The 23,906-nt window shown below is 44.4% G+C and carries 20 protein-coding genes; 13 read left to right on the top strand and 7 right to left on the bottom strand.

From position 1 onward, the window contains the following. Positions 1–17: 17 nt before the first annotated feature. Positions 18–1,049: a C4-dicarboxylate TRAP transporter substrate-binding protein gene (locus SPIGRAPES_RS15785; protein ID WP_014271759.1), complete on the bottom strand. Its 1,032-nt coding sequence runs from the start codon at positions 1,047–1,049 to the stop codon at positions 18–20. A gap of 455 nt (positions 1,050–1,504) precedes the next feature. On the opposite strand from SPIGRAPES_RS15785, the gene SPIGRAPES_RS15780 reads away from it, so the two are divergent. The 13 genes from SPIGRAPES_RS15780 (at position 1,505) to SPIGRAPES_RS15720 (ending at position 15,657) form a co-directional block, all read left to right on the top strand. After that, the gene (locus tag SPIGRAPES_RS15780; protein WP_014271758.1) at positions 1,505–2,164 is read left to right on the top strand and encodes a GntR family transcriptional regulator; all 660 of its coding nucleotides are present in this window, start codon (positions 1,505–1,507) and stop codon (positions 2,162–2,164) included. Positions 2,165–2,246: 82 nt separating this feature from the next. After that, positions 2,247–3,494, top strand: coding sequence for an MFS transporter (locus tag SPIGRAPES_RS15775; RefSeq protein WP_014271757.1), 1,248 nt, complete (start codon positions 2,247–2,249; stop codon positions 3,492–3,494). Positions 3,495–3,523: 29 nt separating this feature from the next. Beyond that, positions 3,524–4,762, top strand: coding sequence for a BaiN/RdsA family NAD(P)/FAD-dependent oxidoreductase (locus SPIGRAPES_RS15770; RefSeq protein WP_014271756.1), 1,239 nt, complete (start codon positions 3,524–3,526; stop codon positions 4,760–4,762). Positions 4,763–4,888: 126 nt separating this feature from the next. Continuing rightward, positions 4,889–5,746, top strand: coding sequence for an aldose epimerase family protein (locus tag SPIGRAPES_RS15765; RefSeq protein WP_014271755.1), 858 nt, complete (start codon positions 4,889–4,891; stop codon positions 5,744–5,746). Between the two features lie 269 nt (positions 5,747–6,015). Next, the gene (locus SPIGRAPES_RS15760; RefSeq protein WP_014271754.1) at positions 6,016–6,903 is read left to right on the top strand and encodes a helix-turn-helix domain-containing protein; all 888 of its coding nucleotides are present in this window, start codon (positions 6,016–6,018) and stop codon (positions 6,901–6,903) included. Positions 6,904–6,995: 92 nt separating this feature from the next. Next, positions 6,996–8,330 (top strand): ABC transporter substrate-binding protein, encoded by a 1,335-nt coding sequence (locus tag SPIGRAPES_RS15755; RefSeq protein WP_014271753.1) that lies wholly within the window; start codon positions 6,996–6,998, stop codon positions 8,328–8,330. Positions 8,331–8,348: 18 nt separating this feature from the next. Next, on the top strand, positions 8,349–9,311 hold the full coding sequence (locus SPIGRAPES_RS17500; RefSeq protein ID WP_081468818.1) for an ABC transporter permease subunit: 963 nt from the start codon (positions 8,349–8,351) through the stop codon (positions 9,309–9,311). Next, positions 9,311–10,138: a carbohydrate ABC transporter permease gene (locus tag SPIGRAPES_RS15745; RefSeq protein WP_014271751.1), complete on the top strand. Its 828-nt coding sequence runs from the start codon at positions 9,311–9,313 to the stop codon at positions 10,136–10,138. The genes SPIGRAPES_RS17500 and SPIGRAPES_RS15745 overlap by 1 nt, the downstream gene beginning before the upstream one ends. Beyond that, positions 10,135–12,270 carry an ADP-ribosylglycohydrolase family protein gene (locus SPIGRAPES_RS15740; protein ID WP_014271750.1) on the top strand — a complete coding sequence of 712 codons (2,136 nt, stop codon included), beginning with the start codon at positions 10,135–10,137 and terminating at the stop codon, positions 12,268–12,270. The genes SPIGRAPES_RS15745 and SPIGRAPES_RS15740 overlap by 4 nt, the downstream gene beginning before the upstream one ends. A gap of 461 nt (positions 12,271–12,731) precedes the next feature. Beyond that, on the top strand, positions 12,732–13,007 hold the full coding sequence (locus SPIGRAPES_RS15735; protein ID WP_081468817.1) for a transketolase C-terminal domain-containing protein: 276 nt from the start codon (positions 12,732–12,734) through the stop codon (positions 13,005–13,007). A gap of 197 nt (positions 13,008–13,204) precedes the next feature. Then, positions 13,205–13,594, top strand: coding sequence for a VOC family protein (locus tag SPIGRAPES_RS15730; RefSeq protein ID WP_014271749.1), 390 nt, complete (start codon positions 13,205–13,207; stop codon positions 13,592–13,594). 291 nt (positions 13,595–13,885) lie between these two features. After that, positions 13,886–14,317, top strand: coding sequence for a MarR family winged helix-turn-helix transcriptional regulator (locus SPIGRAPES_RS16730; RefSeq protein WP_081468840.1), 432 nt, complete (start codon positions 13,886–13,888; stop codon positions 14,315–14,317). After that, the gene (locus SPIGRAPES_RS15720; protein WP_014271747.1) at positions 14,314–15,657 is read left to right on the top strand and encodes an MATE family efflux transporter; all 1,344 of its coding nucleotides are present in this window, start codon (positions 14,314–14,316) and stop codon (positions 15,655–15,657) included. The genes SPIGRAPES_RS16730 and SPIGRAPES_RS15720 overlap by 4 nt, the downstream gene beginning before the upstream one ends. Positions 15,658–15,713: 56 nt before the next feature. Here SPIGRAPES_RS15720 and SPIGRAPES_RS15715 read toward each other — a convergent pair whose 3' ends face one another. From SPIGRAPES_RS15715 to SPIGRAPES_RS15690, 6 genes are all read right to left on the bottom strand, one after another. Further along, the gene (locus SPIGRAPES_RS15715; RefSeq protein WP_014271746.1) at positions 15,714–16,451 is read right to left on the bottom strand and encodes a hypothetical protein; all 738 of its coding nucleotides are present in this window, start codon (positions 16,449–16,451) and stop codon (positions 15,714–15,716) included. A gap of 12 nt (positions 16,452–16,463) precedes the next feature. Continuing rightward, positions 16,464–17,321: an aldo/keto reductase gene (locus SPIGRAPES_RS15710; RefSeq protein ID WP_014271745.1), complete on the bottom strand. Its 858-nt coding sequence runs from the start codon at positions 17,319–17,321 to the stop codon at positions 16,464–16,466. A 186-nt stretch (positions 17,322–17,507) separates the two neighbouring features. Further along, the gene (ygeW, locus tag SPIGRAPES_RS15705) at positions 17,508–18,707 is read right to left on the bottom strand and encodes a knotted carbamoyltransferase YgeW (protein ID WP_014271744.1); all 1,200 of its coding nucleotides are present in this window, start codon (positions 18,705–18,707) and stop codon (positions 17,508–17,510) included. A gap of 103 nt (positions 18,708–18,810) precedes the next feature. Beyond that, positions 18,811–21,690 carry a molybdopterin-dependent oxidoreductase Mo/Fe-S-binding subunit gene (locus SPIGRAPES_RS15700; RefSeq protein WP_014271743.1) on the bottom strand — a complete coding sequence of 960 codons (2,880 nt, stop codon included), beginning with the start codon at positions 21,688–21,690 and terminating at the stop codon, positions 18,811–18,813. Then, a complete protein-coding gene (locus SPIGRAPES_RS15695) occupies positions 21,687–22,520 on the bottom strand; it encodes an FAD binding domain-containing protein (protein ID WP_014271742.1) in 834 nt (277 codons plus the stop codon). Before SPIGRAPES_RS15695 ends, SPIGRAPES_RS15700 begins: the two co-directional genes overlap by 4 nt. After that, on the bottom strand, positions 22,517–23,905 hold the full coding sequence (locus SPIGRAPES_RS15690) for an 8-oxoguanine deaminase (RefSeq protein WP_014271741.1): 1,389 nt from the start codon (positions 23,903–23,905) through the stop codon (positions 22,517–22,519). The genes SPIGRAPES_RS15695 and SPIGRAPES_RS15690 overlap by 4 nt, the downstream gene beginning before the upstream one ends. Position 23,906 lies beyond the last annotated feature (1 nt).

The raw sequence follows: 23,906 nt of genomic DNA, 5'->3' as shown, positions 1-23,906 counted from the left end.
CTCACCCCTTAATGAGCTTATTTTGCAATCATGGCCTTCTGTACAGTCTCGTACAGGCCATCAGACCAACCGAACTTTGCACCGTTTGCGTAGAAGGACTGTGCAGCTTCCTTGAAAGCCTTACGGGATTCTGCAGTCATCTCAGTGATGGTTACACCTTCTGCTATCATCTTGTCCTTGTAACCTTGCTCAGCTTGGTCAAGTACTTCGTTGTTGTAGAAGCCTGCTTCCTTGCCTGTGGAGACCAGAAGTTCCTGCTGTGCTGGGGTCAAGGAATTGAAGAACATGGTACCGGTTACCCAAGTGGTGAAGTTCTTTACGTGACCGTCAAGCAACAAGTACTTTGCAACTTCCTGGAATTTCCTTCCATAAAGGGTTGCAAACGGATTCTCGACACCACTGATGGTTCCGGTGGTAAGTGCCTCGTAAGCATCACCAAGTGGAAGACCGACTGCTACGGCACCAAGCGCGTTGAAACCTTCAGTCTGGATCTGGTTGCTGGGGACCCTGACCTTGACACCCTTGAGATCTTCAGGAGTCTTGACCAGTTTAGTAGTCATGGTATGGCGGTCACCGTATTTCCAGTTGGAGGAAAGAATCTTCAGTCCTTTTGCTTCGAGCAGACTACTCTGTTTTTTGTACCAATCGCTTTCGGTAAGGGTCCAAGCCTGTTCCCAAGTGTCAAAGAGGAAGGGTCCAAAAAGGATACCAAAGTCTTTTACACCATAGTCAGCATAGAAAGCGCCGTCTGCAAGGGTAACGACTGGTTCGCCAAGAAGCATTGAGTCGATAAGCTCATTCTTGCTTCCGAGTTGGCTATCGGGATACAGTACGATTTCCATGCTACCGTCACCCTTTTCATTGACGAGCTGCTGCCACTTGAGCAGGCCCTGTCCGACAGGTTCTGTAAGCGAATTCTCAAAACCAATCTGCACTTTGACAACCTGGGCGGGCTTTGCAGCAGCCTTGGTTTCACTTGAACCGTTTGCAAACACTGAGCCACTGGCAAGTACTGCAAGGGCCAACATTACAATAAAAGTCTTTTTCATTTGGTATCTCTCCCTTTGAGAAAATATTGCTATGAACCCATTTGGTTCATATTTACATATAATACTTGGATTTACAATACTTTTTGCATATCCAATATTTTCAAGCTACAGCAAATATGTTTTAATTACTGTGTTGTATTCTTGTTGTATACATCACAGTAACCTATGATTTTCCCCTTGTCAAGAAAATAAATGTGCGTATTTTTTATCTACTACTTTCATTTTGGGTAAAAATACCCCCAAGAGACAATGAAATGAAAAAATGCGCGATACATTGTACAAAATGCAGGATAAAGAGTGACTATCGACGTTTAATGGATTTATGTCACATAATTACAAATTCAGGAAAATTAGGTAGAAAAACCTGAGGATTTTCCCATATTTGTTGACAATAGAGCGGAAATTCCCCCATTCTATAGCGTATGGGCCCAGAAACAACATAAGCAAGGTGAATTATGGCAGATACTTACTTCAAACAACAAGCATATGAACTGATCAAGGACAAAATCCTGAAATGCGAATATATGCCCAATTCCTTTATAAATGAAAAGATGATCCAGGAAGAACTCAATTGCTCAAGGACCCCTATCCGCGAAGCCTTGAGCAGGCTGGAGCAAGAACACCTATTGAAAATAATTCCCAAGAAAGGCATTTTGATAAGCGACCTTTCCATCAATGAAATCGCCATGTTGTACGAGACCAGAATCCTTATCGAACCCTATATCCTGCGAAACTACGGGGCTGCAATCCCCCGTGATTTGCTTTTGGAGTTTTCTGAGTTGTTCTCTGATAACAACCCAGAGGAAAGCCTCGAGAAAGAACTGATTGCAGACGATAGTTTCCACAATGCCCTGTACCGGGCCTGTGCAAACACGTACCTGCTCTCCTGTCTTAATGAGACAACCATGCAGAACCAACGGATACGAATCCTGACAGGTTTCACCCAAGGCAGAATCAACGATTCGCAGATGGAGCATAAAGTGATCATCGACCAGTTGCTTGCCCAGAACTATGAGAAAGCTGCCCAGGCAATGGAATATCATTTGAAAACAGCTGAAGAAAAAGCCTTCAATATGCTGGTTTCCAACAAGGGTTGGGTCAAACAAGACTTATGATTACATAGCGAGTGACCAATTGGCTTCCAATAACGGGAATCGGTGGAATTCTTGCTGATTTTTCATTATATTCAAAGCAGTAATGAAAAAAACACCTGCTAAAAACCTACAAGAAGTAAATCAGAACCGTAACATGAACGGCTTTCTTGTGCATGCCCTTTTTTTGGCCCTGACGCTGAATTTCATAGATATAAACACAGTGATTCCAAACATGCTTGCCGAGGCTGGCGCGACGTCTTTCCATCTGGGAATCTTGTCTGCCATCATGATCGGGGGAGCAGGATTCATGCAACTGGTTTTTGCAGGTCTTATCATCCCGCTCAAAAGGAAAAAACCTGCTTTGCTAGCTGGCATCTATCTCAGGGTAGTTGCCCTTGTTGCAATGGGTTTATTCTTGAAAACCCTCACAGAACAGGCTAACTGGAAGGTATGGGCTATTCTTTCTCTGATGGCCCTGTTCTCGTTTAGCGGAGCCTTCGCCAATATCTCCTATACTGATATCATGGGGCGAGTAATCGAGCCTGTGAGGCGCAAAAGACTCTTGGTCTCAAAACAACTGATATCCAGTGTCGGGGTTATCGTCTCGGCCCTCTTGGTTAAGCTCATCCTTACAGCCCTTCCTTATCCTTTGAACTACAGCATGCTCTTTCTGCTTTCGGGAATTCTGTTGTCACTTGCTACCTTGGGCTTTTGGATGCTCAAGGAAACCGATGCCCCCCTTACAGAGAAAATAACGCTTACAAAACGATTTGGAATGTTCACAAAGGCCTTGAAAGAAGACAGAAACCTCAGGCTTTACCTCTGGCTGTTGAATACCTCGGGAGTTTTTCTATCCACCATCCCTTTTTTGATTCTGTTTGCAAGGACCAAGTTCGAGATAAACGGAAGCTTGGTGGGAACCTTCCTGCTTGCCAGAATGATTGGAAGCTTGGTTTTCAACATCCTATTGAAACTATTTTCCAAGAGTGAACAGTATCGTCCCTTGCTGTACCTGTTCATCGGTCTTGGATCAGCAACCTTGGTTCTGGCCCTGTTGCTCACCTCTAGCCCCCTGCTCTATTCGCTGGTCTTTTTACTCAGCGGGGCAACCGGTGCAGTCTTCCAAATTGTGACAGCTGGGGTTTTGCTTGAGATTTCCAATGACGAGAACAGGGGTATCTATGCAGGCCTTGCAGGAGCTGGTTCTTTCATGAACATCCTCTACCCTATCCTTGCAGGCATCCTGGTAACGAAACTGGGCTATCCAGTGGTGTTTCTCCTCACCAGCATCTATATCCTATTGGGCCTGTACACGGCAAAAAGAATCAGGTGTGAGAGAATTGCAAGGTAAGGGAAAAGACACAAAAGCAATTGTATTGTATGCTTTATCCCATGTATGACGTTATTATCATTGGAAGCGGGGCGAGCGGGCTTTTTTTGGCAGCAAATCTGTCAGGTCTGAAGGCATTGGTACTGGAGAAAAATGACAGGCCGGGTAAAAAGATTCTGATTACCGGCGGAGGCATGTGCAATCTCACCAATTGCGACGACACCAATACATTCCTGTCCCATTTCAAAGACAAGCAGCAAAGCAATTTCCTCAGACCTGCGTTGATGCAGTTTTCAACCAAGGATACAAAAGCCTGGTTTGAACACCAGCTCTTGGAACTGGTTGTCAGGGAAGACGGGAAGGTTTTCCCCCAGTCCCTGAAAGCACAGTCCGTAGTGGACGTTCTCTACACCGCTTCCCTGAAAAACAGGGTGCAGTTCAATTTTGGGGAACGAGTTGCATCCATCGAAAAAACAGAATCGGGTTTCTCGGTACAGACGAACAAAGAATGCTATCAGGCAAAAACAGTCGTCCTTGCAACGGGAGGCATGAGCTATCCTACCACCGGGTCGACGGGCGATGGCTACGCGCTTGCCAAGGCCTTGGGACATAGCATTGTGCCCCCTACCCCTTCTTTGGTCGGGGTTGCAGTAAAGGAATATCCATTTGTAGAGCTTGCAGGCAATGCGATCAGGAGCTCGCTCATTGATTTTTTCCATGAAGGGGAAGCAAAGCGTTACTTGCGCTCACAAGGGGATATGCTTTTTACCCATGACGGAGTCTCCGGCCCTGTTATCATGAACAATGCGAGGTCACTGATAAAAGGCGACCTTCTCTGTGCTTCCTTGGTCCAAACCGAGAACAAAGAGACAAAAAAACAAGAGTTGTTGGCTTTGTTACAGGACAGCCCGAAAAAACAAGTCTTTACGCTGCTCAAAAGCCTTGGCATTTTCTCCAGCCTGGCAGAGAAGCTCCTTGCTTACTCGTCAATCGGAAAGGAAGAAACCTGTGCCAACCTGCCAAAAGAAAAAAGAAAAAGTCTGGTTACCAATATCCTTGATTTTCCCCTGGTAGTTTCTGCCAAAAAATCCTTTTCCTCGGCAATGGTCACCGCAGGGGGTCTTTCCCTCATTGAATTCGACCGCAAAACCTTGGAGTCAAAAAAAGTCTCCGGCTTCTTTGCCTCTGGGGAGGTTTTAGACCTTGATGGCGATACCGGAGGCTATAATTTACAAGCCGCGTTTTCGACAGCAATGCTGGTATGTACTGCGCTCAAAGATAGGATGTAGAAAAAAGAAAGACCAGCGTTGTGTCTGATGATACAGGGTCGCGGAAATCTTCTTTTCTTTTGCTAGCCCTTCCCTGATTCCTTCAATATAGGTACTATCACAGGTACCTGTGATTTTGGGGGATATATGTTTTTTACGCTGTCAAATGAGTTTCTGCATCTTACAATCGATTCCTTGGGAGCAAGACCCTGCTCGATTTCCACACCGCAGGGTTTGTCTTATCTTACTGATCCAGCTATCCAAAGTTCCCCATTCCTTTTTCCTTTCGTTGGGAGACAATGTAACAATCGATATACGTACAGGGGAACCGGATATGAAATTCCCATCCATGGGTTTATCCGAAACAAAGAATTTTCTGTAGAATACCAGGATAATAATTCCCTGACCCTTTTTTGTTGTTCCGATGCTGACACCCTATCTCAATATCCGTTTCCATTCCGCTTCGATTTGACCTATCGGTTGAGGGAAAACTGTCTGGAAATTATCCCAAAAGTCACCAATACAGGGAAGGAAGCCATGTACTATGGTTTTGGGTTCCACCCTGCCTTCAACGCACCTATAGAAGGAGGCGAATTCTCACACTGCTTTCTGGAATTTCCAAAGGCAACCGTTCTGGAAGAACAACCCATTGCCCTTTCCAAGTTGGCATTGGAAAAGCGCTTACCCTTCCCCCTCAAAGAAAGCAGGCTCGACCTTACCCATGAACTCTTTGACAACGATGCACGTATTTTGTACGGTACCGGCGGTGAGGTTACGTTCTCACAGAGACATTCCCCCCATAGATTGACCATTTGCTATGATACGTTTCCCCAACTGGTAATCTGGCAACGGCCAAAGATGAAAGGAAATACGATTTGTCTGGAACCTTGCACCAGTCTACCTGCCTTCGACGGGAAAACAACAGAACTGACCGAACAGAAAGATTTGGTTTTCCTTGCCTCGAATACCTCCAGGGAACATGCTATTAGCATTGTGTTTGCTTGATTGCAATAGGTTACACCTATCTAATACAGGGTACCTAGTCCTGAGTAATCTTTTATGCTTTGTTATTAGGACGAATTCAATTTTATCTTTCTGGCGATACTTTAGATATATTTCATTTATTACCATATTTTTTTCACTCTTTCCTCCTACAGTCTTGCAGCAAATAAGAAAGAAAAGTGTGATGATGTAAAGCTAACCATTTTCCAGTCCGTTCGTGCAAAAATATTTCGTATTTGCGATGCTAGTCATTTTCTGTTACCATCCAATTCATGGACAAACCAGTTTCAAAAGCAAAAGTACATAATTTGAAATTCTCCTATTCCTTGGTCAACATCGCTTTGGATCAAGATTTCCCCCTATACTGGTTTCATCATGATGCCTCAAACGATGAGATCAACCAGTTACATAATCACGATGTAATTGAGATAGGACTCTGCCTCGAAGGGTATGGCCTGTTTATACAGGGAAAGAAAATTCAATCCTATAAACCTGGGGATGTAATTGTTATGGGGCCATTGGTCTATCATAGAGCCAACAATAGCAATCCGGACAAAAAGAACCATTGGATATTTTTCTATTTCAATCCGAAAGACTGGAATGCCCAAGAAATTCCTCCAAATTCAATGTTTTTTGCTGACAGGAACAAACATCGGGACTTTTCCAATTTGCTCGGCATTCTCTACCATGAGCTGGAAGAAAAACAACAGGGGTACAGGGAAATAGCAAAAGGACTGATTATTTCAATCTCCTCCTATATTGTTCGACAATTGAGTAATCAAGAAGGAATCATTGAATCGGCAGCTTTTGATAAACGAGAAACTATTGATAGCCGCATCCTCAGAGCCCTGGACCTGCTCACAGAATTCAAAAATCTGGATTGTCCCATTTCCGAAGTCGCTGAACGATGTTACCTCTCTGAATCTCATTTCAGGCAACTTTTTCGTGACCAAATTGGCATTTCTCCCAAGGAATTCCAGACTGAGGTAAAATTGAAGGTTGCAATGGCAATGCTTAGGGACAAGAAAAAATCAATTCTGGACATCTCTCTTGAATGTGGTTTTGACAGCTTATGTAATTTCAACCGCCAATTCAAAAATAAAACAGGCCAGCCGCCCTCTGTATGGAGAAAAAATCCTATAGTAGAAATCTCAAAATAGTCGTTTTTGCATAGTTTTGTGTTAAATTTGCAGTGCTGTGCGCAAATAACTAGAATACTCTAGACATATAGAAAACAGTTGGAGGTTTTATTATGAAGAAAAAGGGTATTCTGTTGCTGATTATGCTCTGTTCCTTTGGCATACTATTTGCGAACGGACAAAGCGAAAAAACAGCAAAGAAAGTAATTGAGATTTCTTCCAATGTTACGGAAGAAGGACAGATTGCCACACAGCAAAAGATTTTTTCTCAGCTTGTTAGTGAATACAATCAGAAAAACGGCACTTCCTATGAACTAAGGCTAGTCACTGGACAAGGTATGGATATAACAAATACCCGGATGAGTTCCAATGACAAACCAGATATTTTTACTATTGACTCTCCTGCCGATGTAAACCGCTACCAGAAAGACGGTCTTCTTCTGGACCTTACTCCCTATGCAAAACAGTACGATTGGCAGGGCACCCTTTTTGATTGGGCCTATAAACTGGCAGTAATCAATGGCAAGGTATATACGCTCCCGTTCGGATATGAGGGAATGGTGATGTGGTACAACAAAGACATCATGAAAGAATTAGGGCTTACCCCTGAATCTTTGACTAACCTTACCAGTTTTGAGATGGCTCTCGAAAAAGCCAAGGATGCCGGGTACATCCCCATGATGCTTGGTTCACAGGATTGGCCATGGGCCCAGGAATGGTATCTTTCAATCCTTTTCAGCTACACCGGTCGTGATTTACTGAAAAACACGATTGAAGGGAAAGACGCCCAAGGTTGGAACAACGAAGCTTTCAAGAAGACTGTCGAGTTGGCCAAGTCGTGGAATGACAAAGGATACCTTGCTGATGGAAAGTCTTACATCCTCACTTCTGATGATGCAATCAATGCATTCACCAGTGGAAAAGCCTTATTTAAAATTGAAGGAACATGGGCTCCCTACTGGATCATTCCCCTTGAAAAAGAAGATTATGAAAAAATTGGTGTAATGCTCCATCCTGCAATAAACAATGTTGAAAAACCGCATATGCCATTGGCAGTCGGAGGAATGTGGTGTGCCTCAGCCTCTACAAAGAATGCAGATATTTCCGGATATATTCTATCCAATATGATGCGTGATGAATTCCAAGGCATGTTTTTGGAATCCGGTCTTGATATTGCACCTAAAGTAATCGACAAAAAGCAATTTGCAAATCTATCACCTATCGTACAAGATATGTGGGCAATGGTGAACACGGCCTTGGATGAAGGTTCCTTCGGGTATACAACTTGGGCATTCTATCCTCCAGAAACAAGACTGTACGCATACGAAGGCATTGTTGATGTCTATGATGGGAAGCTCAGTATTGATGATTACCTTGCAGAGATGCAACGTTTGAACACCAAGGAGCTCAACGAAGGCTTTGTCCCTGTAATTCCTTCTGCGAAATAATCTTGTTACCTAATAAAGATGGGGTGGATATTACTTCCACCCCTGTATTTCACCAATCATGATCTCATTCAAAACCAAAAATCAGGATTAGCTATGCATTTTGACAAAGAAATCTTAGGATACAAAAAAAAAGAAAGCCGGATAGCCATTTTTTCCTTACTGCCTATATTCCTCTATCATTTCATTCTGGTTGTTTTACCTTCCTTCAATTCATTTTTCAATTCATTCACTGATTGGAATGGATTGATTTCAAAAAAATTCATTGGCATAAAAAATTACCTGGAACTATTCAAAGATCCCAATTTCTATGAGGCATTCGCAAACAATATCAGGTGGTTGTCGATATTTCTAACAATTCCCATTATCCTTAGCATATTAATTGGATTTTTCCTGGCAAAAACCCAGAAAGGGCAAGTTGCCTTGCGTGCTTGTTATTTTCTCCCCTATGTTATTTCTGCTGCAATCGCTGGTAAAATATTTGCAGCATTCTACAATCCTTACTTTGGGATTAATTCTTTGTTTGAACAAATGGGTCTCGGTTTTCTAGCAAAAGACTGGCTTGCACCTTCGCATGCATTATTTTCAGTAGCCAGCGTCGATATGTGGCACTGGTGGGGATTCCTGCTTGTTGTGTTTCTCAGCGCTATGCAACAAATTGACCCAATGTTATACGAAAGTGCAGAAGTGGAAGGAGCCAGCGAAATGCAAAAACTCTGGTACATTACCATCCCTGGCATTAAAAAGACCCTGCTGTTTGTTATCCTTGCAAGCATGGTTTGGTCAATAAGTACATTCGATTACGTGTGGGTAATGACAAAAGGATCTTCGGGATCTTCGCTATTATCAACAATGCTCTATAAAAATGCATTCTTCAAATACCGTGCAGGATATGCCTGTGCTATCTCTGTTGTCCAAACCTTCATAGCAATAGTAATTTTCGGTGGGTTTGCATTATTTCAAAAAAAATTTGGGGATGAATAATGAGAAAGAATAAAAAAATAGGCAAAATAATTTTATATATAGTCCTAATAACGCTAGCAATCATCCAAATCACTCCCCTGCTAGCGGCACTGATGAACTCGCTGAGAACTAATGCTGATATCAAAAAGGTAGCTGTTGCATTTCCTTTTCACCCTCAGTTTTCAAATTTCGGAAAGGCATGGAACATTGGTGGCTATTTCAATGCTTTTGCCAATAGCATGTTAGTAAGTATTTCCTCCTCGGTGGTGGTACTTGTATTTTCTATAATCGGTGGATATTTTCTCTCTCGATCAAATAATAAGTTCAGCAACTATTTGTTGGTTTACTTTGGAGTATCGCTCTCAATACCAACCTTTTCCTTCCTAGTTCCTTTATATTATTCGTTTGCCAACCTAAACCTCGTCAATACCCACGTGGGTCTCATTCTGATTTATATAGCAATGAACCTCCCTTTCAATATACTGCTAGCGAGCACCTTTGTAAGTGGAATTCCAAATGCTCTCGATGAAGCTGCTATTATTGATGGATGTTCGACTTATCAAGTAATTGCAAAAATAATTTTCCCCTTGGCCAAACCAGTCATTACGACAATTCTCCTGATTTCATTCGTAAATACATGGAATGAGTTTACGCTTGCCAACACCTTTTTACAGAAACCGGAATTGAAAACTGCAGCAACAAAATATGTGCTGTTTGTAGGTGAACGTGGATCAGATCTTTCCATGATTTACACTGCGGGAATTATTACCATGCTTCCGATTGTGCTCTTGTTTTTCTTTCTTCAGAAATATTTCATAGACGGAATGACTTCAGGGAGTGTGAAATGAACCAGCTTTTTTTATTAGACAATACGTATTTTCAGAAAACCTATGCGGGTTGGATGGGAAAGATCATCGGAATAAGGATGGGATCACCTATTGAAGGATGGACTCATGAAAAAATTATGGAAACCTACGGAGAAATCAATTATTACAAAAGCGAATACAATGATTATGCTGCAGATGATGACAGCAATGGACCTGCTTTTTTTATCCGATGCCTTTCAGACTTCTCAGCTGACAAGAAACCCATTACAGTAGAACAGATGGGAGAAACTTGGCTCAACTATGTTTCTTCCCATCGAGGTTTTTTTTGGTGGGGCGGATATGGTATTTCAACGGAACATACTGTCTATGAAAATTTAAAAGCTGGAATAACAGCCCCTCGCAGCGGCTCGGTTCTCCAAAATGGACTTTCTGTATCAGAACAAATCGGTGGACAGATTTTTGTTGACAGTTGGGGCTTTGTGTTTCCTGCTAATCCAAGCATAGCTGCAGATTATGCACAGAAAATGGTCTCAGTTTCTCATGATGGAGAAGGCATAGTGGGAGGACGCTTTATTGCCGCATGTATTAGTGCAGCATATTGTGCATCTTCCATTGCAGAGGTAATCCAAAAAGGTCTTCTCACCATTCCAGAAACCAGCCATTATGCTTATGTAGTTAGGGAAATAATCGATTTCTATAAAAAAGATACTAAAAAAAATTGGAAACGATGTCTTTTTTTCGTCCAAGCTACCTTTGGATATGACAAATATCCAGGAAATTGCCATATCATTCCAAATGCCGCTATTATTATCCTATCCCTCTTATATGGGGAAGAAGATTTTGGAAAGTCACAGATGATTTGCAATTCCTGTGGTTGGGATACCGACTGCAATGCAGGCAATGTTGGTTCAATACTCGGAGTATTCAAAGGTATAGAGGGAATTGAACAGAAGTGGCTCGATCCTATCCGCGACCTCCTCATTTCGTCCAGCGTCATTGGAAATTTGAATATCGACACGGTTTCCAATACTGCTCAGTATTTTTGTACTTTGGGTTGCAGGATGGCTGGTGTCAGTTTGCCTGAAGAATGGGCAGAACGTTCTACCATTTCAGGAAGGTTATTTCATTTTGATTTCCAAAAATCAACCCAAGCTTTCAGGACCTCAACCGATAATGTGTCGATTGAAAATTGTGAACGAGCGGTAATCCCCAATCATCGATCCCTTGCTATTTCGGTAAATCAGGCTTCCTCAATGAATGTTTTTGTAAAAACATTCTATACCCCCGAAGATTTAAGCGATTCACGGTATGATCCTAGTTTCACACCAATCCTCTTTCCGGGACAAAGCGTCACTGCGGTTTTGATGAATATTGGTTCCAGTAAAATTGAAGTAAGTTTAGCCGTCTACGACCTACGCAATAAAACCACTTATTCACATATGATATCCCTTGAACCCCAGGCAACAGGTACAATAACTTTGAAAATACCAAGGATTGAACATGGATTGATAAATCGTTTTGATCTGACGGTCTTCTCAGCTTCGAGAAATTTAGAAGATCTTACGGTTCTCCTTGATTCCGTCTTATTTAAGGGGAATCCAGAATATACTATCGATTTCGACAGGGAAATGATCCAAAACTATGGATTTGGACATTCTGGCCTGCACCAGGAAATAAGCCAATTTTCCCAAAACGGTGGATTATGGGAACTTGAGGGAACGTCATTGAGCGGAAGTTGTGCAGTTGAGGGAGAAGCCTATACCGGTTTCTACGAGACTAGAGATGTGAAAGTTTCCTGCACAATACAACCCAAACTCGGGTACTATCATCTGGTAAATTTCAGAGTCCAGGGAGCAGCTAGAAGTTATGCCTTTGGATTCTATGGCAAAAACACCATCGCCTTGGTTAAAAAACATAACACCTACAAGGTGTTGGAACAAATACCGTTTCAGTTCAATATGGAGCAGAAGTATATTTTATCAATTACTATGCGTGAAAACCGGATTCTCGCAAGTATCGATGGAAAAACCGTTTTTGAGTATAACGATATAGATTCACCATATTCGTATGGACAGGTAGGTTTTACTGTACTCAATGGAAGCCATTGCCACTTCCAACATCTTGATTTCTCTTCTATCACCAATCAGCAATAGTATTGCTGATTGGTGGTAACCAATATATCTATTAGGGTTATCCAAACAGGACAGTTAGTTTGGCTATATTGGTTTGCCTGCACCGAAAGCCCATGAAAAATTTTTTCCCAAGAAGGAGAATTCAATGAGGGTCTCACAAAGCCAGGCATGGTAGCTGTAGTTGCCGGTATCAGCTACATACAGGCAAATCGTTACGAATTTCTATGGTATCTTACTTACCTTCCAAACATTCTAGGCAGTCAGAACGATAAGCTGCTATTCAAATTTGGATTTAAAGACATTTCGGTCACAGGGTGGGTTGAATGATACAATTGACCGGAGACCCCATAGACCACTGAAGATATTGCCTTCATGCATACGTTTCCAAGCATGCAGTTAATCGGTCCGTTGGCTTTGCACTATGGTAATGATCTCACAGAGACCTTGCTATAACCGTTTATTCCGGGATTTCATAGGAGTTTATCGATATTAATTCGATTAAGCCATTTGATGCGATACTCCTGCTTGATTCAGGGAGAAAAACAGGGCGCCTGTTGGTAGTGGAGAACCATCAACAGCGTAACGGCCTGGCGTATGAACTTTGCCATACACTGATTCTTGCAAGTATTTCATCGGCATTCTATCATCTTGGCCTTGCAGATACGTTTGCAGAAAGCGGTCATTATGGTGATGTCATTGATGAATACAAGATCGACAGCGAATCTATCGTGGAAAAATGCAAGGCTCCTTACAACTGATAGGATAAACCAAGAGGTACAGAACAGCCGTACCTGATCTTTGGTACTGCTATTTTGTTGAAAATGCATACTATCTAGTTTCAAAATAGTAAAAGCTATTGAAAGATTGAAATCACGGGTTGAACCTAAGTATCATCAGCAGTATGCTAACTTGTTTGAAAACTACTTTTAACTAGTACTAACCAAGAGGGACAACAATGAAAGAAAAGTTGATCATGGGCAATCTTGCCCATTGTGGGATCTTTGTACAGGATTTGCAAAAGGCTGAGGATTTTTACTGTGGAATCCTTGGATTCTCCAAGGAATATATGTTTCATGACAACGTTATATTTGTGCAAAAAGGCAACCTTGTCTTAGAAATCATCTGTGATGGGAAAGATCACAGAAAAGAAAACAAAGATGAAATTAGGCACATAGCCCTCAGTTGTAAAGATATCGAGAAGGTCTATGCCTTTTTGGTTGAGAAAGGTGTTGAGGTTGAAGAACGGGGTATCGTGAAGTTTGAAGACTTCGGTGCAAACGGATGCCGTTTCTTCATGTTCCGTGGTCCGGAACAAGAACGGTTGGAATTCCAGGAAATCCTATAAGTCTGACACTACGGCAAAAGGAAACTCTTTAAAGGGTTTCCTTTTGCTCATGCTATCGCTCAAAACAATAAAACCTAAAAAAAACACTCCGGACAGCCTATTGCATTTGCATAAATCAGAATTCTATCAGTCAGTACCTGTTTATTTCTCTCAAATTTCAAATTATTCATATTCTATCTTGACCCTCTAAGCCTATATCAATATATTCATTTCAGTTGCATTTGCAACAGTTGCATTTGCAACAGTTGCATTTGCAACCTATAAAATAATACAAGGAGTTGGCTCATGTTCATGAAACAATTGTCAGCGATAGCTAAATATTGGTGTATCTATGCTCACAAGAACTTACAGAGTCTTGAAATCGTAGGCTCCGAACACTCGGTAATCATGTATCTCTCCATCCAAAACAACATAAGCCAGGACACCCTTTCCACACAGTTGGTACTGGACAAGGGAACTATAGCAAAGATTCTGGTCAAGCTGGAACAGAAAGGCTTGGTCTCAAGAGTTGTAAATGAACAAAACAAACGGGAAAAAATTGTATCCCTGACAGAAAAAGGGGAAGAAGAAGTGAAGAGCGTATACGCTATCGTGAACCTATGGGAGACAGAACTCCTGGAAGGAATAAGCGAAACCGATCAAACAATATTTCTCGATGTACTCACCAGCATGACAGAAAGAGCTAAAAGCCTTTCTGTCCTTGAAAAGGAAACCAAAATATGAAACAAGACAGAATCAAATTACTCTCAGAAGAATCGGTTCCGAAGGCAATACTGGTAATGTCCTTGCCCGTTGTGACAGGGATGATGGTCCAAGTTCTCTATAACCTTGCAGACACCTTTTTTATTGGTAAACTCAACGATGCAAACCAGCTTGCCGCTGCCAATATAGCATTGCCGGTGTTTATTCTTTCCATGGCTTTGGCAGGGGTAATAGGGACAGGTGCGGCTTCTTACATTTCCCGGGCCTTGGGTGAGAAAAAAGCTGTAGAAGCTGACAAGACACTCACCATCGGAATGGTCTACCTGCTTATAATTGGGTTCATCGTTACCGTCTTCACGCTCATTTTCCTCAAGAACCTGGTTGCAGTATTGGGAGCCAGTGCAGAAACCTTCCCCTATACCTTTTCCTATGTTTCGGTATTAGTCTGGGGTATGATTCCAGTCATGTGCAATTTTGCACTGGGCCAGTTGCTCAGAGCCGAAGGTGATGCCATGGGATCGATGTTCGGAATGCTCATCGGTACGGTGACCAATATTATTCTCGACCCATTGTTGATCTTCACTTTTTCCCTTGGGGTCAGTGGCGCGGCTATTGCCACGGTAGTTGCAAATTCCATTTCCCTGCTATTCTACCTTGTCAGATACAAAAAAGGAAAAACCCTGATTCATTTCCGACTTTCCCTATTTTCCTTTGACAAGAAAATTTCCAAAGAAATCTTCACAATCGGTCTGCCATCATCCATCAGCCAGGGTCTCATGAGCGTTGCCCTTATAATCATGAACAATATCGCTGCCAGTTATGGAGACACTGTGATTGCAGGTCTCGGGGTGGCGTCACGCATTGTTACGATTGGCACCTTCATTTTCATGGGAATCGCCGCCGGTTGCCAACCGCTTGTCGGATACAGCTATGGTGCAAGGAACATCAAACGGGTAGATAGCATAATCCTTCATGGAATTTCCATAACCTCCATTATTGGGTTGCTGCTTGGAATCGTGATGTGGGTATTTGCAAGATCCTTTATCGGAGCCTTTACCAATGTAGTCGAGGTAATCGATGCAGGCACGATTGTCTTGAGGGCTTTGGTATTCTCGCTTCCGATCGTCGGGGGTCAGATGCTCTGCACCACCTCTGTGCAGGCTATGGGCAAAGCCCTCCCTTCCCTCATCCTTTCCATTTCACGCCAGGGCCTCCTGTTTATACCCTTGCTATTGGGTCTTAATAGACTATTCGGCTTCAACGGATTCATCTACGCACAGCCGTTGACCGATGCGATCATGCTTATAATAGCCTTCGCAATTCTCAAGGGAATATTGAAAAAAGATACAAACAGGCTTTAGATAAATACAGGCAGGTCAATTGCCAGACCTGCCTGTTCTATTTCCCTTTCTTTTGGTTAGGAATTTCTCAGTGTAACATTTTCGAAACTAACATACTTCTTCTCAAACTCCGCATTCTTACAATCAGTAACAATCGTAACATGATATTCCTTGTTATACCTGAACACCAGTGTCTGGTTATTTTCCAATTTCACCGTAAAGCCTTCGGTCTCTTGCTTTCCCTCAGGGAAAAGCTGGGCAAGCATTTTGAGATCACCTTCCGTAAATCCTCCCTCGACAACAACTTTCTTGATGCCCCTGATCGAATTATCACGGCTGTTCGGCGTCATTGACCCTTTTTGGGAAGCGTCCTTCGTTTCCTGGAATCCAATTTGCATAGGGACTCCGAAAAACACAGGAATATACGAGTTCCTCCAAGGCATTGTCTTGGATAACAGGTTGAGAAACCATTTGTAACGTACCGTCTCCGGTTTTGTCATTGGAACATAGAGGGAAGACAGACGCTTATATTCCGCATCAAGGTTGTCAGTATCCAACATCAGGCACATCAACCCGCGATGACCCAGGTTGTAGGCATCGACCCATTCCTTTTTCCAGGTCCCACCGGAAGGCAACAGAAGCCTCACTAATTCCAGATATTCATTTCCTATCCAGATATTGGAAACCTTGAAGCCTTTTGTACGTATTCCCATATCGGGTTTATAAGGAAATCCGGCATTCTGTATAGCTTTGATTTCTTTGCTATCCTGCTGATATTTTCTACTTATATTGAGAACAAGATGATCAATTTTCATGAACCCCTTCCTTTAACTGAATAATGCTTCCATTTTATATTTGGAGACCATGTTGTCCATTGTTTCACTAGGGACTAAATCTATCTGGGATGAGGCGGCTTCAAGAACCATAGGCAGCAGATTGATATCGCCTACACTATTGAGGAAAACCTGCTTATTGCCCAAGACCCAGTGAACGGAAGGATAGATGGCTTCCGGGGTATCCAGCGGTTCGTACCAAGTTGCATAGGGATTAACCCTTTCCTCAATATTCCTCTTCGCCAGCGCCTTGATAGTCTGAACCGCTACCCCTCGTTTGGCACAAACCTCCAGAAGTTTATTGACTTGTTTCCTGTAGGCAGGTTGTTTCATCATCAGATAATTGTAAGGGAATAAAACAGAATCAAAGGGATATCGCTCGAGGCTTTTCAAATGCATTTCAGGGGCATTTATTCCATGGCCTGTCACGCCGATATGGTTAACAAGCCCCTTTTCCTTGGCCTCTACGGCAGCTTCCAGGACACCACCTTCACCCATAGCCCTTTCCCATTCGTCAGAATCTACAAGGCAATGGAATTGCCAGAGATCTACATGGTCGGTCTGAAGTTTATCCAACGATTCCGACAAATCAACTTTTGCTTCATTTTTCGTACGTTTTTCAGTCTTTGTAGCAAGGAAATACTCCTTGCGGTGATGTTTCATCCATGGTCCGATGCGCCGCTCTGATTCACCGTAGCTCTGCGCGGTATCAATATGGTTCACACCATACCGGGCAAGCAACTCAAACGTTTTGTCTGCATCATCCTGCGTAACATCCATCAAGGATGCTGCCCCAAAGATTATCCGGGTGCTAAGATGTCCTGTCTGGCCAAATTCCATACGTGGTATCATGCTATCACCTCTCGTTTCCAGTATAGCACGGTTTTACTTCCACATCGTATTATTTTCTATCAGGGATTACATTTAGAACTATTGATAAGAATATTGTACCCAGAAAAAAATATCTTTACCCCGAGAAATATCAAAGGCCAGGATTACTCCTGGCCTCAGCAAATATTGTTTTATGGGGACGATGGACTAGAGAACTCTCTTGGTTGCCTGTTCAAGCAGTTCTTCAAGCTTAGCTGAAGGGCTCTGGAACTTTGCAAGGAAGATCATTGCAGCAATTACATAGGGTTTGTAGCTAGCCTGCTTGTACAAAGGAACCAGGTAACGATCGAATACGGAAGCTTCAACTTCGCCTTCTTTACAGGAGACACCGGTGATGTCTGCTGGCAAGCAGTGCAGATACAAAGCTTTTCCTTCTTTGGTTGTCTTCATCAAATCTTCGGTACAAGTCCAATTCTTGAACTGAGCATTGGTTGCAAGGCATTTTTTCTCAAGGTCCTTGAGTGCAGCCTGATCGCCATTCTCAACAATCTTGGTCCTTTCTTCCATGACGGCAAACGGAGCCCAGCTCTTGGGATATACGATATCGGCATCCTGGAAAGCTTCTTCCATGCTGTTGACCCTCTGGTAGGATCCACCGCACTTTGCTGCATTTTCCTTGGCTACTTCTTCGATCTCAGGCATTACATTGTACCCTTCGGGATGGGCAAGTACTACGTCCATGCCAAAGCGGGTAAACAGACCGATAACTCCCTGGGGAACAGAAAGGGGTTTGCCATAGGAGGGGCTATAAGCCCAGGTCATTGCAACTTTCTTACCCTTGAGGTTTTCAACACCACCGAAATGGTTGATGATGTGCATCATGTCAGCCATACACTGGGTCGGGTGGTCGATATCGCACTGGAGGTTGACAATGGTAGGTCTCTGTTCGAGAATCCCGTCGTCATAGCCTTCCTGAACTGCAGTTGCAACTGTTTTCTGGTAGGTGTGACCCTTTCCGATATACATATCGTCGCGGATACCGATTACATCAGCCATGAAGCTGATCATGTTGGCAGTCTCGCGGACGGTTTCACCATGGGCAATCTGGCTCTTGTTCTCATCCAGATCCTGGACTGCAAGGCCGAGCAAGTTACAAGCGCTGGTGAAGCTGAAACGGGTACGGGTTGAGTTATCGCGGAATACGGAGATTCCAAGACCGCTGTCAAATACCTTGGTCGAAATATTGTTCTCACGCATGGCGCGAAGAATTTCTGCTACTTCGAATACAGCCTCAATCTCGTCATCAGACTCCTTCCAGGTGTGGAAAAAGTCATTCAGGTACATGTCGTCGGTCTTGAGCGTTTTCAGCTCTTCGATCATTTTTTTAATAGCGGCTTTGTCCTTCATTTAGGAACCTCCCTAGTAATTTTCATAAAAACCCTGACAGCGGAACTATAGCATGACTAGGTTCCCCTGTCTAGGGAATGTGTTGCAGTTTGTTGCAACTTTGTTAAATCTTTCCGAGTTCCTTCAGGATTTTCTCAGGCGAGAAAGGCCAGGAACGCATCCAGATTCCACATGCATCATGAATAGCGGTAGCGATAGCCGGGGCAGCCCCGTTTGTCGCAATCTCACTGATTGACTTTGCTCCATAAGGCCCATCGTTATCATTGATATCAATCAAGACAGCCTTGAAATCATCCGGTTTTTCCCAGATCATCGGAACCCCGTAATCTGTGAAATTGGCGGAAACACAACGGCCTTCCCCATCAAGTACCATTTGCTCAGTCAGGGTATGCCCGATGGACTTCAACGCAGCCCCATACATCTGGCACAAAGCAAGTTCCGGGTTGATCGGAGTCCCTGCATCCTGCAGCGCATAGAATTTCTGCACCTTGACCTGGCCGGTCCTCACATTGACCGCAACCTGGGCAAAATGGGCGCCATAGGGAATGGAGCTGGCATTCGTAGTAAACGATGCACGACCCATGACTTGGCCCCGACCGGTTCCCGTCAGTGCATCATGGGAAAGCTTGGCATAGCTGAGGGTCTTGCCTGTCTTTGTACTGTAGACCTCGCCAGGAGCCCGACAGATCAGGTCGTCGAAATCCTCACCCATCTGCAACGCAGCTTCTGTAAGCAGGTTCTTCTTCAGATCCTCTGCCGCATAATAGGAGGCATTCCCGCTGAAGAACGTTCCACTCGAGGCATAGGCCCCGGTATCGAACGTGCAACTGTCTGTATCACCACTGACAACGGTTACACTATCCATATCGATGCAGAATGCTTCGCTCATCATCTTGACGCTGATCGTATCGAGTCCGGTTCCCAAGTCTGCACCGCCACTGAAAATCTGGAAGGTGCCGTCTGTGAGAAGCTTTGCCCAAGCATTTGCATGGTCGAGCCCAGGAAGGCCTGAACCTTGCTGGATCATCGCAAAACCTTTTCCGATTTTCCAATCGGGATCTTTGGATTTCTCCTTCTTGCCCCAATGGATCATTTCCGCGCCCTGCTTGAGAGCCTGGTCAAGACCACACGAACCAACGGGAACCACGTTACCTTCACGTCCTTCGCCAAGGCCCTTGAGAATCTCAAGCATATACCCGGGTTCAACCTTGTTCTTCATAGCCATCTGGTAGTAGTCAAGGCCAAGCTTGTCGGCAAGCTCTGCCATACACACCATGAGCCCGTAGGTCCCTTTCGGCGCCCCATAGCCCTGGTAGGCTCCCGTGGGAGGGATATTGGTGTAGTAGGTGATTACATCGAAACGCATGTTGTCACACTTGAGCAAAGGAAGTGTCTTCGAACAGGCATTCATGGGAACGGTAAGACAATGGTTTCCGTATGGACCGGTATTTGCCCTGACGTCCATATACACGGCAGTAAGGGATCCATCTTTCTTTGCCCCCATCTTTACAGTCACCCTCATCGGATGACGGGTGGAGTTTGCAATGAATTCCTCTTCGCGGGTATTTCTGTAATAGACAGCCTTGCCAGTCAACCAGGTTGCATATCCAACCAGGTCCTCTACCAGGATATCTTGTTTCGAACCATAGCCGCCGCCAACTTTTTCCTTGATGACATGGATTTTGTTCTCGGGAATCTGACAGACCCAGGCTACAATGCGGCGCACATGCCAAGGTACCTGCGTAGAGGCATGGAGCACCAGTCGGCCATTGTCAATCTTGGCATAGCATACATGGGGTTCAAGTGGGGTACATTGAATCTGGGAAGTCTGGTAGGTTCTCTCAACTACGGCATCGGCTTCGGCAAATCCTTTTTCCACATCGCCGATCTGGCCATGGGCTGCGGATGCAATGTTGTGGCGGATATCACCATGGAGGGGGAACTGGTAGACAACTTTCCCGTCTCTTTTCTCAGCACTCTTATTATACTCATCCAAATCTGCAGGGGCGCCTACGCGGTATTCAACAACCCCGTTATGCACAAGGGGAGCACCCTCAGCCATGGCTTCCTCTACAGTAAATACCGGTTTCAGTACTTCATACTCTACCTTGATAGCAGAGCGGGCAGCCAAGGCCTGTTCCTCGGTTTCGGCAACAATGGCAGCGACCCGGTCACCTACGTGCCTGACCTTATGGTTGAACAAACGCCTGTCATGGGGACTCGGCTCAGGGTTCCCCTGACCAGCCTGCATGTAGAATACGTCTGGGCAGTTATCTGCGGTAATGATGGCGATAACACCTTCCATCGCCTCAGCTTCTTTTGTGTCGATCTTCTTTATATAGGCATGTGCATAAGGACTGCGCAAAACTACCATGCTGTTATAGCCTGGAAGCACCCTATCCTCGACAAAGCTCTTTTCTCCGGCTACCAGCTGCGGACCATCGACCTTCGCCTTCGGTTTGCCGACATAGGTGAGGTTCTCCCGGAAAGAAGGGGAAATCTCAGATGAATACTTCCCGTCTTTCATTTTCTCCAAAGCCAATTTGACTGCAAGGTAGAAATGCTCATACCCTGTGTCACGGATAAAGATACCGGAAAGCACATTATCGATCTGCTCTTTGGTAGGATTTTTTTCATGTTCCAGAAGCCAAGTCAACAGCAAGGCTGCAGCAGGAATATTGTAAGCACTCTGGACAATACCAGCATCTATCATTGCCTGTTGGACAGCACTCAAGTGACGGCTATCCCCGAGGCTATCAGGGGTTCGGATAACCGCACCCTCTGCCTGGCCTGCTACCATCAGGTTTGCATACACCGGCATATCATTGAAAATGATGGTATCGCTTCCGGCAAACCCTTCGCGGTCATCACTGTCTCGAACGGCAAAATGTCCGGCTCGAACCAACATTTCTCGCAACGATTCTGAACCGTTACTTTCTATTTTGACATTCCTATTGTTTATATTACAAGAAATAATACTCATTTCACGCCTCCTGCCAGGAATTTGGCAAACAATTGGGCAAGGGAATCACTGGCAATGTACCGCTTATAGGCAGAACTTCCACTAAAATCATCCTTCGCCTCGATATCATGGGCAATGGCATGCTGAACATCAGATTGGGTTGTCAATTCGCCGTTTTCAATCGAATTTTCAACCGCAGACAAACGCTGCAAAGGACTACCTTTTACAGCAGCATACAGACGAACATGGTCAATAACCCCTTCCCCATCCACTGATGCCCCAAAACCAACGGTTACCGCTGCGTGGCTTTCCACCGTATTGGCAAACCGCAAGGTACCAACGAAGCGCGAGGCCTTGGGAATAATAATGACAAGCAACAAGGTTCCCTTGAACTGGGCATGGTAGGCATGATATTCACGAATAGGAATATTATCCTCGCAGTATGCCCCTTTTTCGGTAAGACTTGCTGTGCAAAGACGACAACGGGAAGCCAGCAACGCTGGTCCAAGGTAGGAATCATCGCGACAGAGCGCAAGGTTTCCACCTATCGTTGCCATGTTTCTCTTCGGGAACGACCCGCAGAACAAAGCCGCATCCTTGAGCCACTGAGGAACCAAGGGAGATTCGAGTAACTGCTGGAACGTGACCATGCTGCCGATTCGAATCGTCGATTCATCCTCTGTTATCGTATCCAGACGCAATTTGGAAAGACTGATTGCAGTCGTGGCCTGGATTGTCGAACCTAAGCGGTTGATTTCTGTTCCACCTGCATAAAAGACGCTTCCCTCATGTGTACGTTTCAATTCGAGGGCATCCTCGGTATTGGTTGCAATGAGAAATTCCTGTATCATACGGCCTCCCCTCTGGCAGCTTTATCCATAAGCTTTTTGCTGATAGCGTTCGCCTTATCAGCAAGAGCCTGTTCGTCGAAGCCAACCAGCCGCCTTTGGTCAACTACAACTTTTCCATTAATAATCGTATAATCTGTGTTATGGTCTGTTCCACAGAAGAGCAGACTTGCCACTGGGTCGCTCTGACTGCCTGCATAAGGCAAGGTAGAAACATCAAAAATCGCCATATCGGCAGCCCAACCCTCAAACAGGCATCCGACATTACCGAAATTCAACATCTTCGCACCGTTTATGGTTCCCATGGTAAAAGCTTCTGACGCAGTAAGGGCATCGGAGCCATATTTGACCCGCTGCAACAACATGGCCATGCGAACCTCATTGAGCATATCCGAGCTGTCATTGCTCGCACTGCCGTCAACTGCCACTCCTACATTGATACCCATTTTAAGCATATCCTGCACGCGGCAGATTCCGCTTCCCAGTCTCATGTTCGAAGAGGGACAATGCGCAATATGTGTACCGGTATTTTGGAGAACTTTGAGTTCTTCGTCATTGAAATGAATCCCATGTGCATAGAACACATCATTTCCGATCAAGCCACATTCCTCCATCAACGCTACAGGGCGCATACCGTACATACTCTGGCAAAAATCAGCTTCATCAGCCGTTTCACACAGGTGCGTATGTAATCTTACACCGTATTTCCTCGCCAGGATAGCTGTCTCACTCATCAAGTCCTTGGTAACACTGAACGGGCTACAGGGAGCCAAGGCAATCTTGTGCATGGCATCAGGAGCATCATCATGATATTTCAGGATGCAACGTTCACTATCGGCGAGAATTTCATCGGTCGTCTGTACGACACTGTCAGGAGGAAGTCCCCCGTCTTTCTTGCTCAGGCTCATCGAGCCCCTTGTGGGACTAAAACGCATTCCCAGTTTGTCGGCAGCCTCAAACTGAAGCCCCATCAAATCGCCTTTGAAATTCCTCGGATAGAGGTAATGGTGGTCAGTGGTACAGGTACAACCGGTCTTCATCAGCTCGGCCATGGCGAGCATAGAGGAATAGTAGACAGCTTCATCATCGACATATTTCCATACATCATAGAGAAACTTCAGCCAATCAAAGAGCTTTGCATTCTGTACAGCCGGATGGTTTCTGGTCAGTGTCTGGTAGAAATGATGGTGAGTGTTTACCAGACCGGGAATTACCACATGCCTCGAGCAATCGATGACCCGGGCCCCCTCAGGTGCGATCAAACCACCCTCAGGTTGCATCTTGGCAACTTTATTCCCGACTATCAGCAAATCGGCACCCCTGTACTGAGGACCGTCAAAACTCAGTTGCAGGCAGAAAATGTTCTTCAGTAAAATGGAAGATTTCATG

The sequence above is a fragment of the Sphaerochaeta pleomorpha str. Grapes genome, assembly GCF_000236685.1.
GTDB classification, from domain to species: Bacteria; Spirochaetota; Spirochaetia; order Sphaerochaetales; family Sphaerochaetaceae; genus Sphaerochaeta; species Sphaerochaeta pleomorpha.
This window is presented reverse-complemented; position numbering and strand designations above follow the sequence as displayed.

Bases quoted from the DNA above. Each gene is read 5' to 3' on its own strand.
- SPIGRAPES_RS15765 (WP_014271755.1), top strand. From the start codon at position 4,889: ATGTTTTTTACGCTGTCAAATGAGTTTCTGCATCTTACAATCGATTCC.
- SPIGRAPES_RS15710 (WP_014271745.1), bottom strand. From the start codon at position 17,321: ATGATACCACGTATGGAATTTGGCCAGACAGGACATCTTAGCACCCGG.
- SPIGRAPES_RS15690 (WP_014271741.1), bottom strand. From the start codon at position 23,905: ATGAAATCTTCCATTTTACTGAAGAACATTTTCTGCCTGCAACTGAGT.
- SPIGRAPES_RS15755 (WP_014271753.1), top strand. From the start codon at position 6,996: ATGAAGAAAAAGGGTATTCTGTTGCTGATTATGCTCTGTTCCTTTGGC.
- SPIGRAPES_RS15760 (WP_014271754.1), top strand. From the start codon at position 6,016: ATGGACAAACCAGTTTCAAAAGCAAAAGTACATAATTTGAAATTCTCC.
- SPIGRAPES_RS15720 (WP_014271747.1), top strand. From the start codon at position 14,314: ATGAAACAAGACAGAATCAAATTACTCTCAGAAGAATCGGTTCCGAAG.
- SPIGRAPES_RS15745 (WP_014271751.1), top strand. From the start codon at position 9,311: ATGAGAAAGAATAAAAAAATAGGCAAAATAATTTTATATATAGTCCTA.
- SPIGRAPES_RS15695 (WP_014271742.1), bottom strand. From the start codon at position 22,520: ATGATACAGGAATTTCTCATTGCAACCAATACCGAGGATGCCCTCGAA.
- SPIGRAPES_RS15700 (WP_014271743.1), bottom strand. From the start codon at position 21,690: ATGAGTATTATTTCTTGTAATATAAACAATAGGAATGTCAAAATAGAA.
- SPIGRAPES_RS17500 (WP_081468818.1), top strand. From the start codon at position 8,349: ATGGGGTGGATATTACTTCCACCCCTGTATTTCACCAATCATGATCTC.
- SPIGRAPES_RS16730 (WP_081468840.1), top strand. From the start codon at position 13,886: ATGAAACAATTGTCAGCGATAGCTAAATATTGGTGTATCTATGCTCAC.
- SPIGRAPES_RS15785 (WP_014271759.1), bottom strand. From the start codon at position 1,049: ATGAAAAAGACTTTTATTGTAATGTTGGCCCTTGCAGTACTTGCCAGT.
- SPIGRAPES_RS15740 (WP_014271750.1), top strand. From the start codon at position 10,135: ATGAACCAGCTTTTTTTATTAGACAATACGTATTTTCAGAAAACCTAT.
- SPIGRAPES_RS15775 (WP_014271757.1), top strand. From the start codon at position 2,247: ATGAAAAAAACACCTGCTAAAAACCTACAAGAAGTAAATCAGAACCGT.
- SPIGRAPES_RS15780 (WP_014271758.1), top strand. From the start codon at position 1,505: ATGGCAGATACTTACTTCAAACAACAAGCATATGAACTGATCAAGGAC.
- SPIGRAPES_RS15730 (WP_014271749.1), top strand. From the start codon at position 13,205: ATGAAAGAAAAGTTGATCATGGGCAATCTTGCCCATTGTGGGATCTTT.
- SPIGRAPES_RS15715 (WP_014271746.1), bottom strand. From the start codon at position 16,451: ATGAAAATTGATCATCTTGTTCTCAATATAAGTAGAAAATATCAGCAG.
- ygeW (WP_014271744.1), bottom strand. From the start codon at position 18,707: ATGAAGGACAAAGCCGCTATTAAAAAAATGATCGAAGAGCTGAAAACG.
- SPIGRAPES_RS15770 (WP_014271756.1), top strand. From the start codon at position 3,524: ATGCTTTATCCCATGTATGACGTTATTATCATTGGAAGCGGGGCGAGC.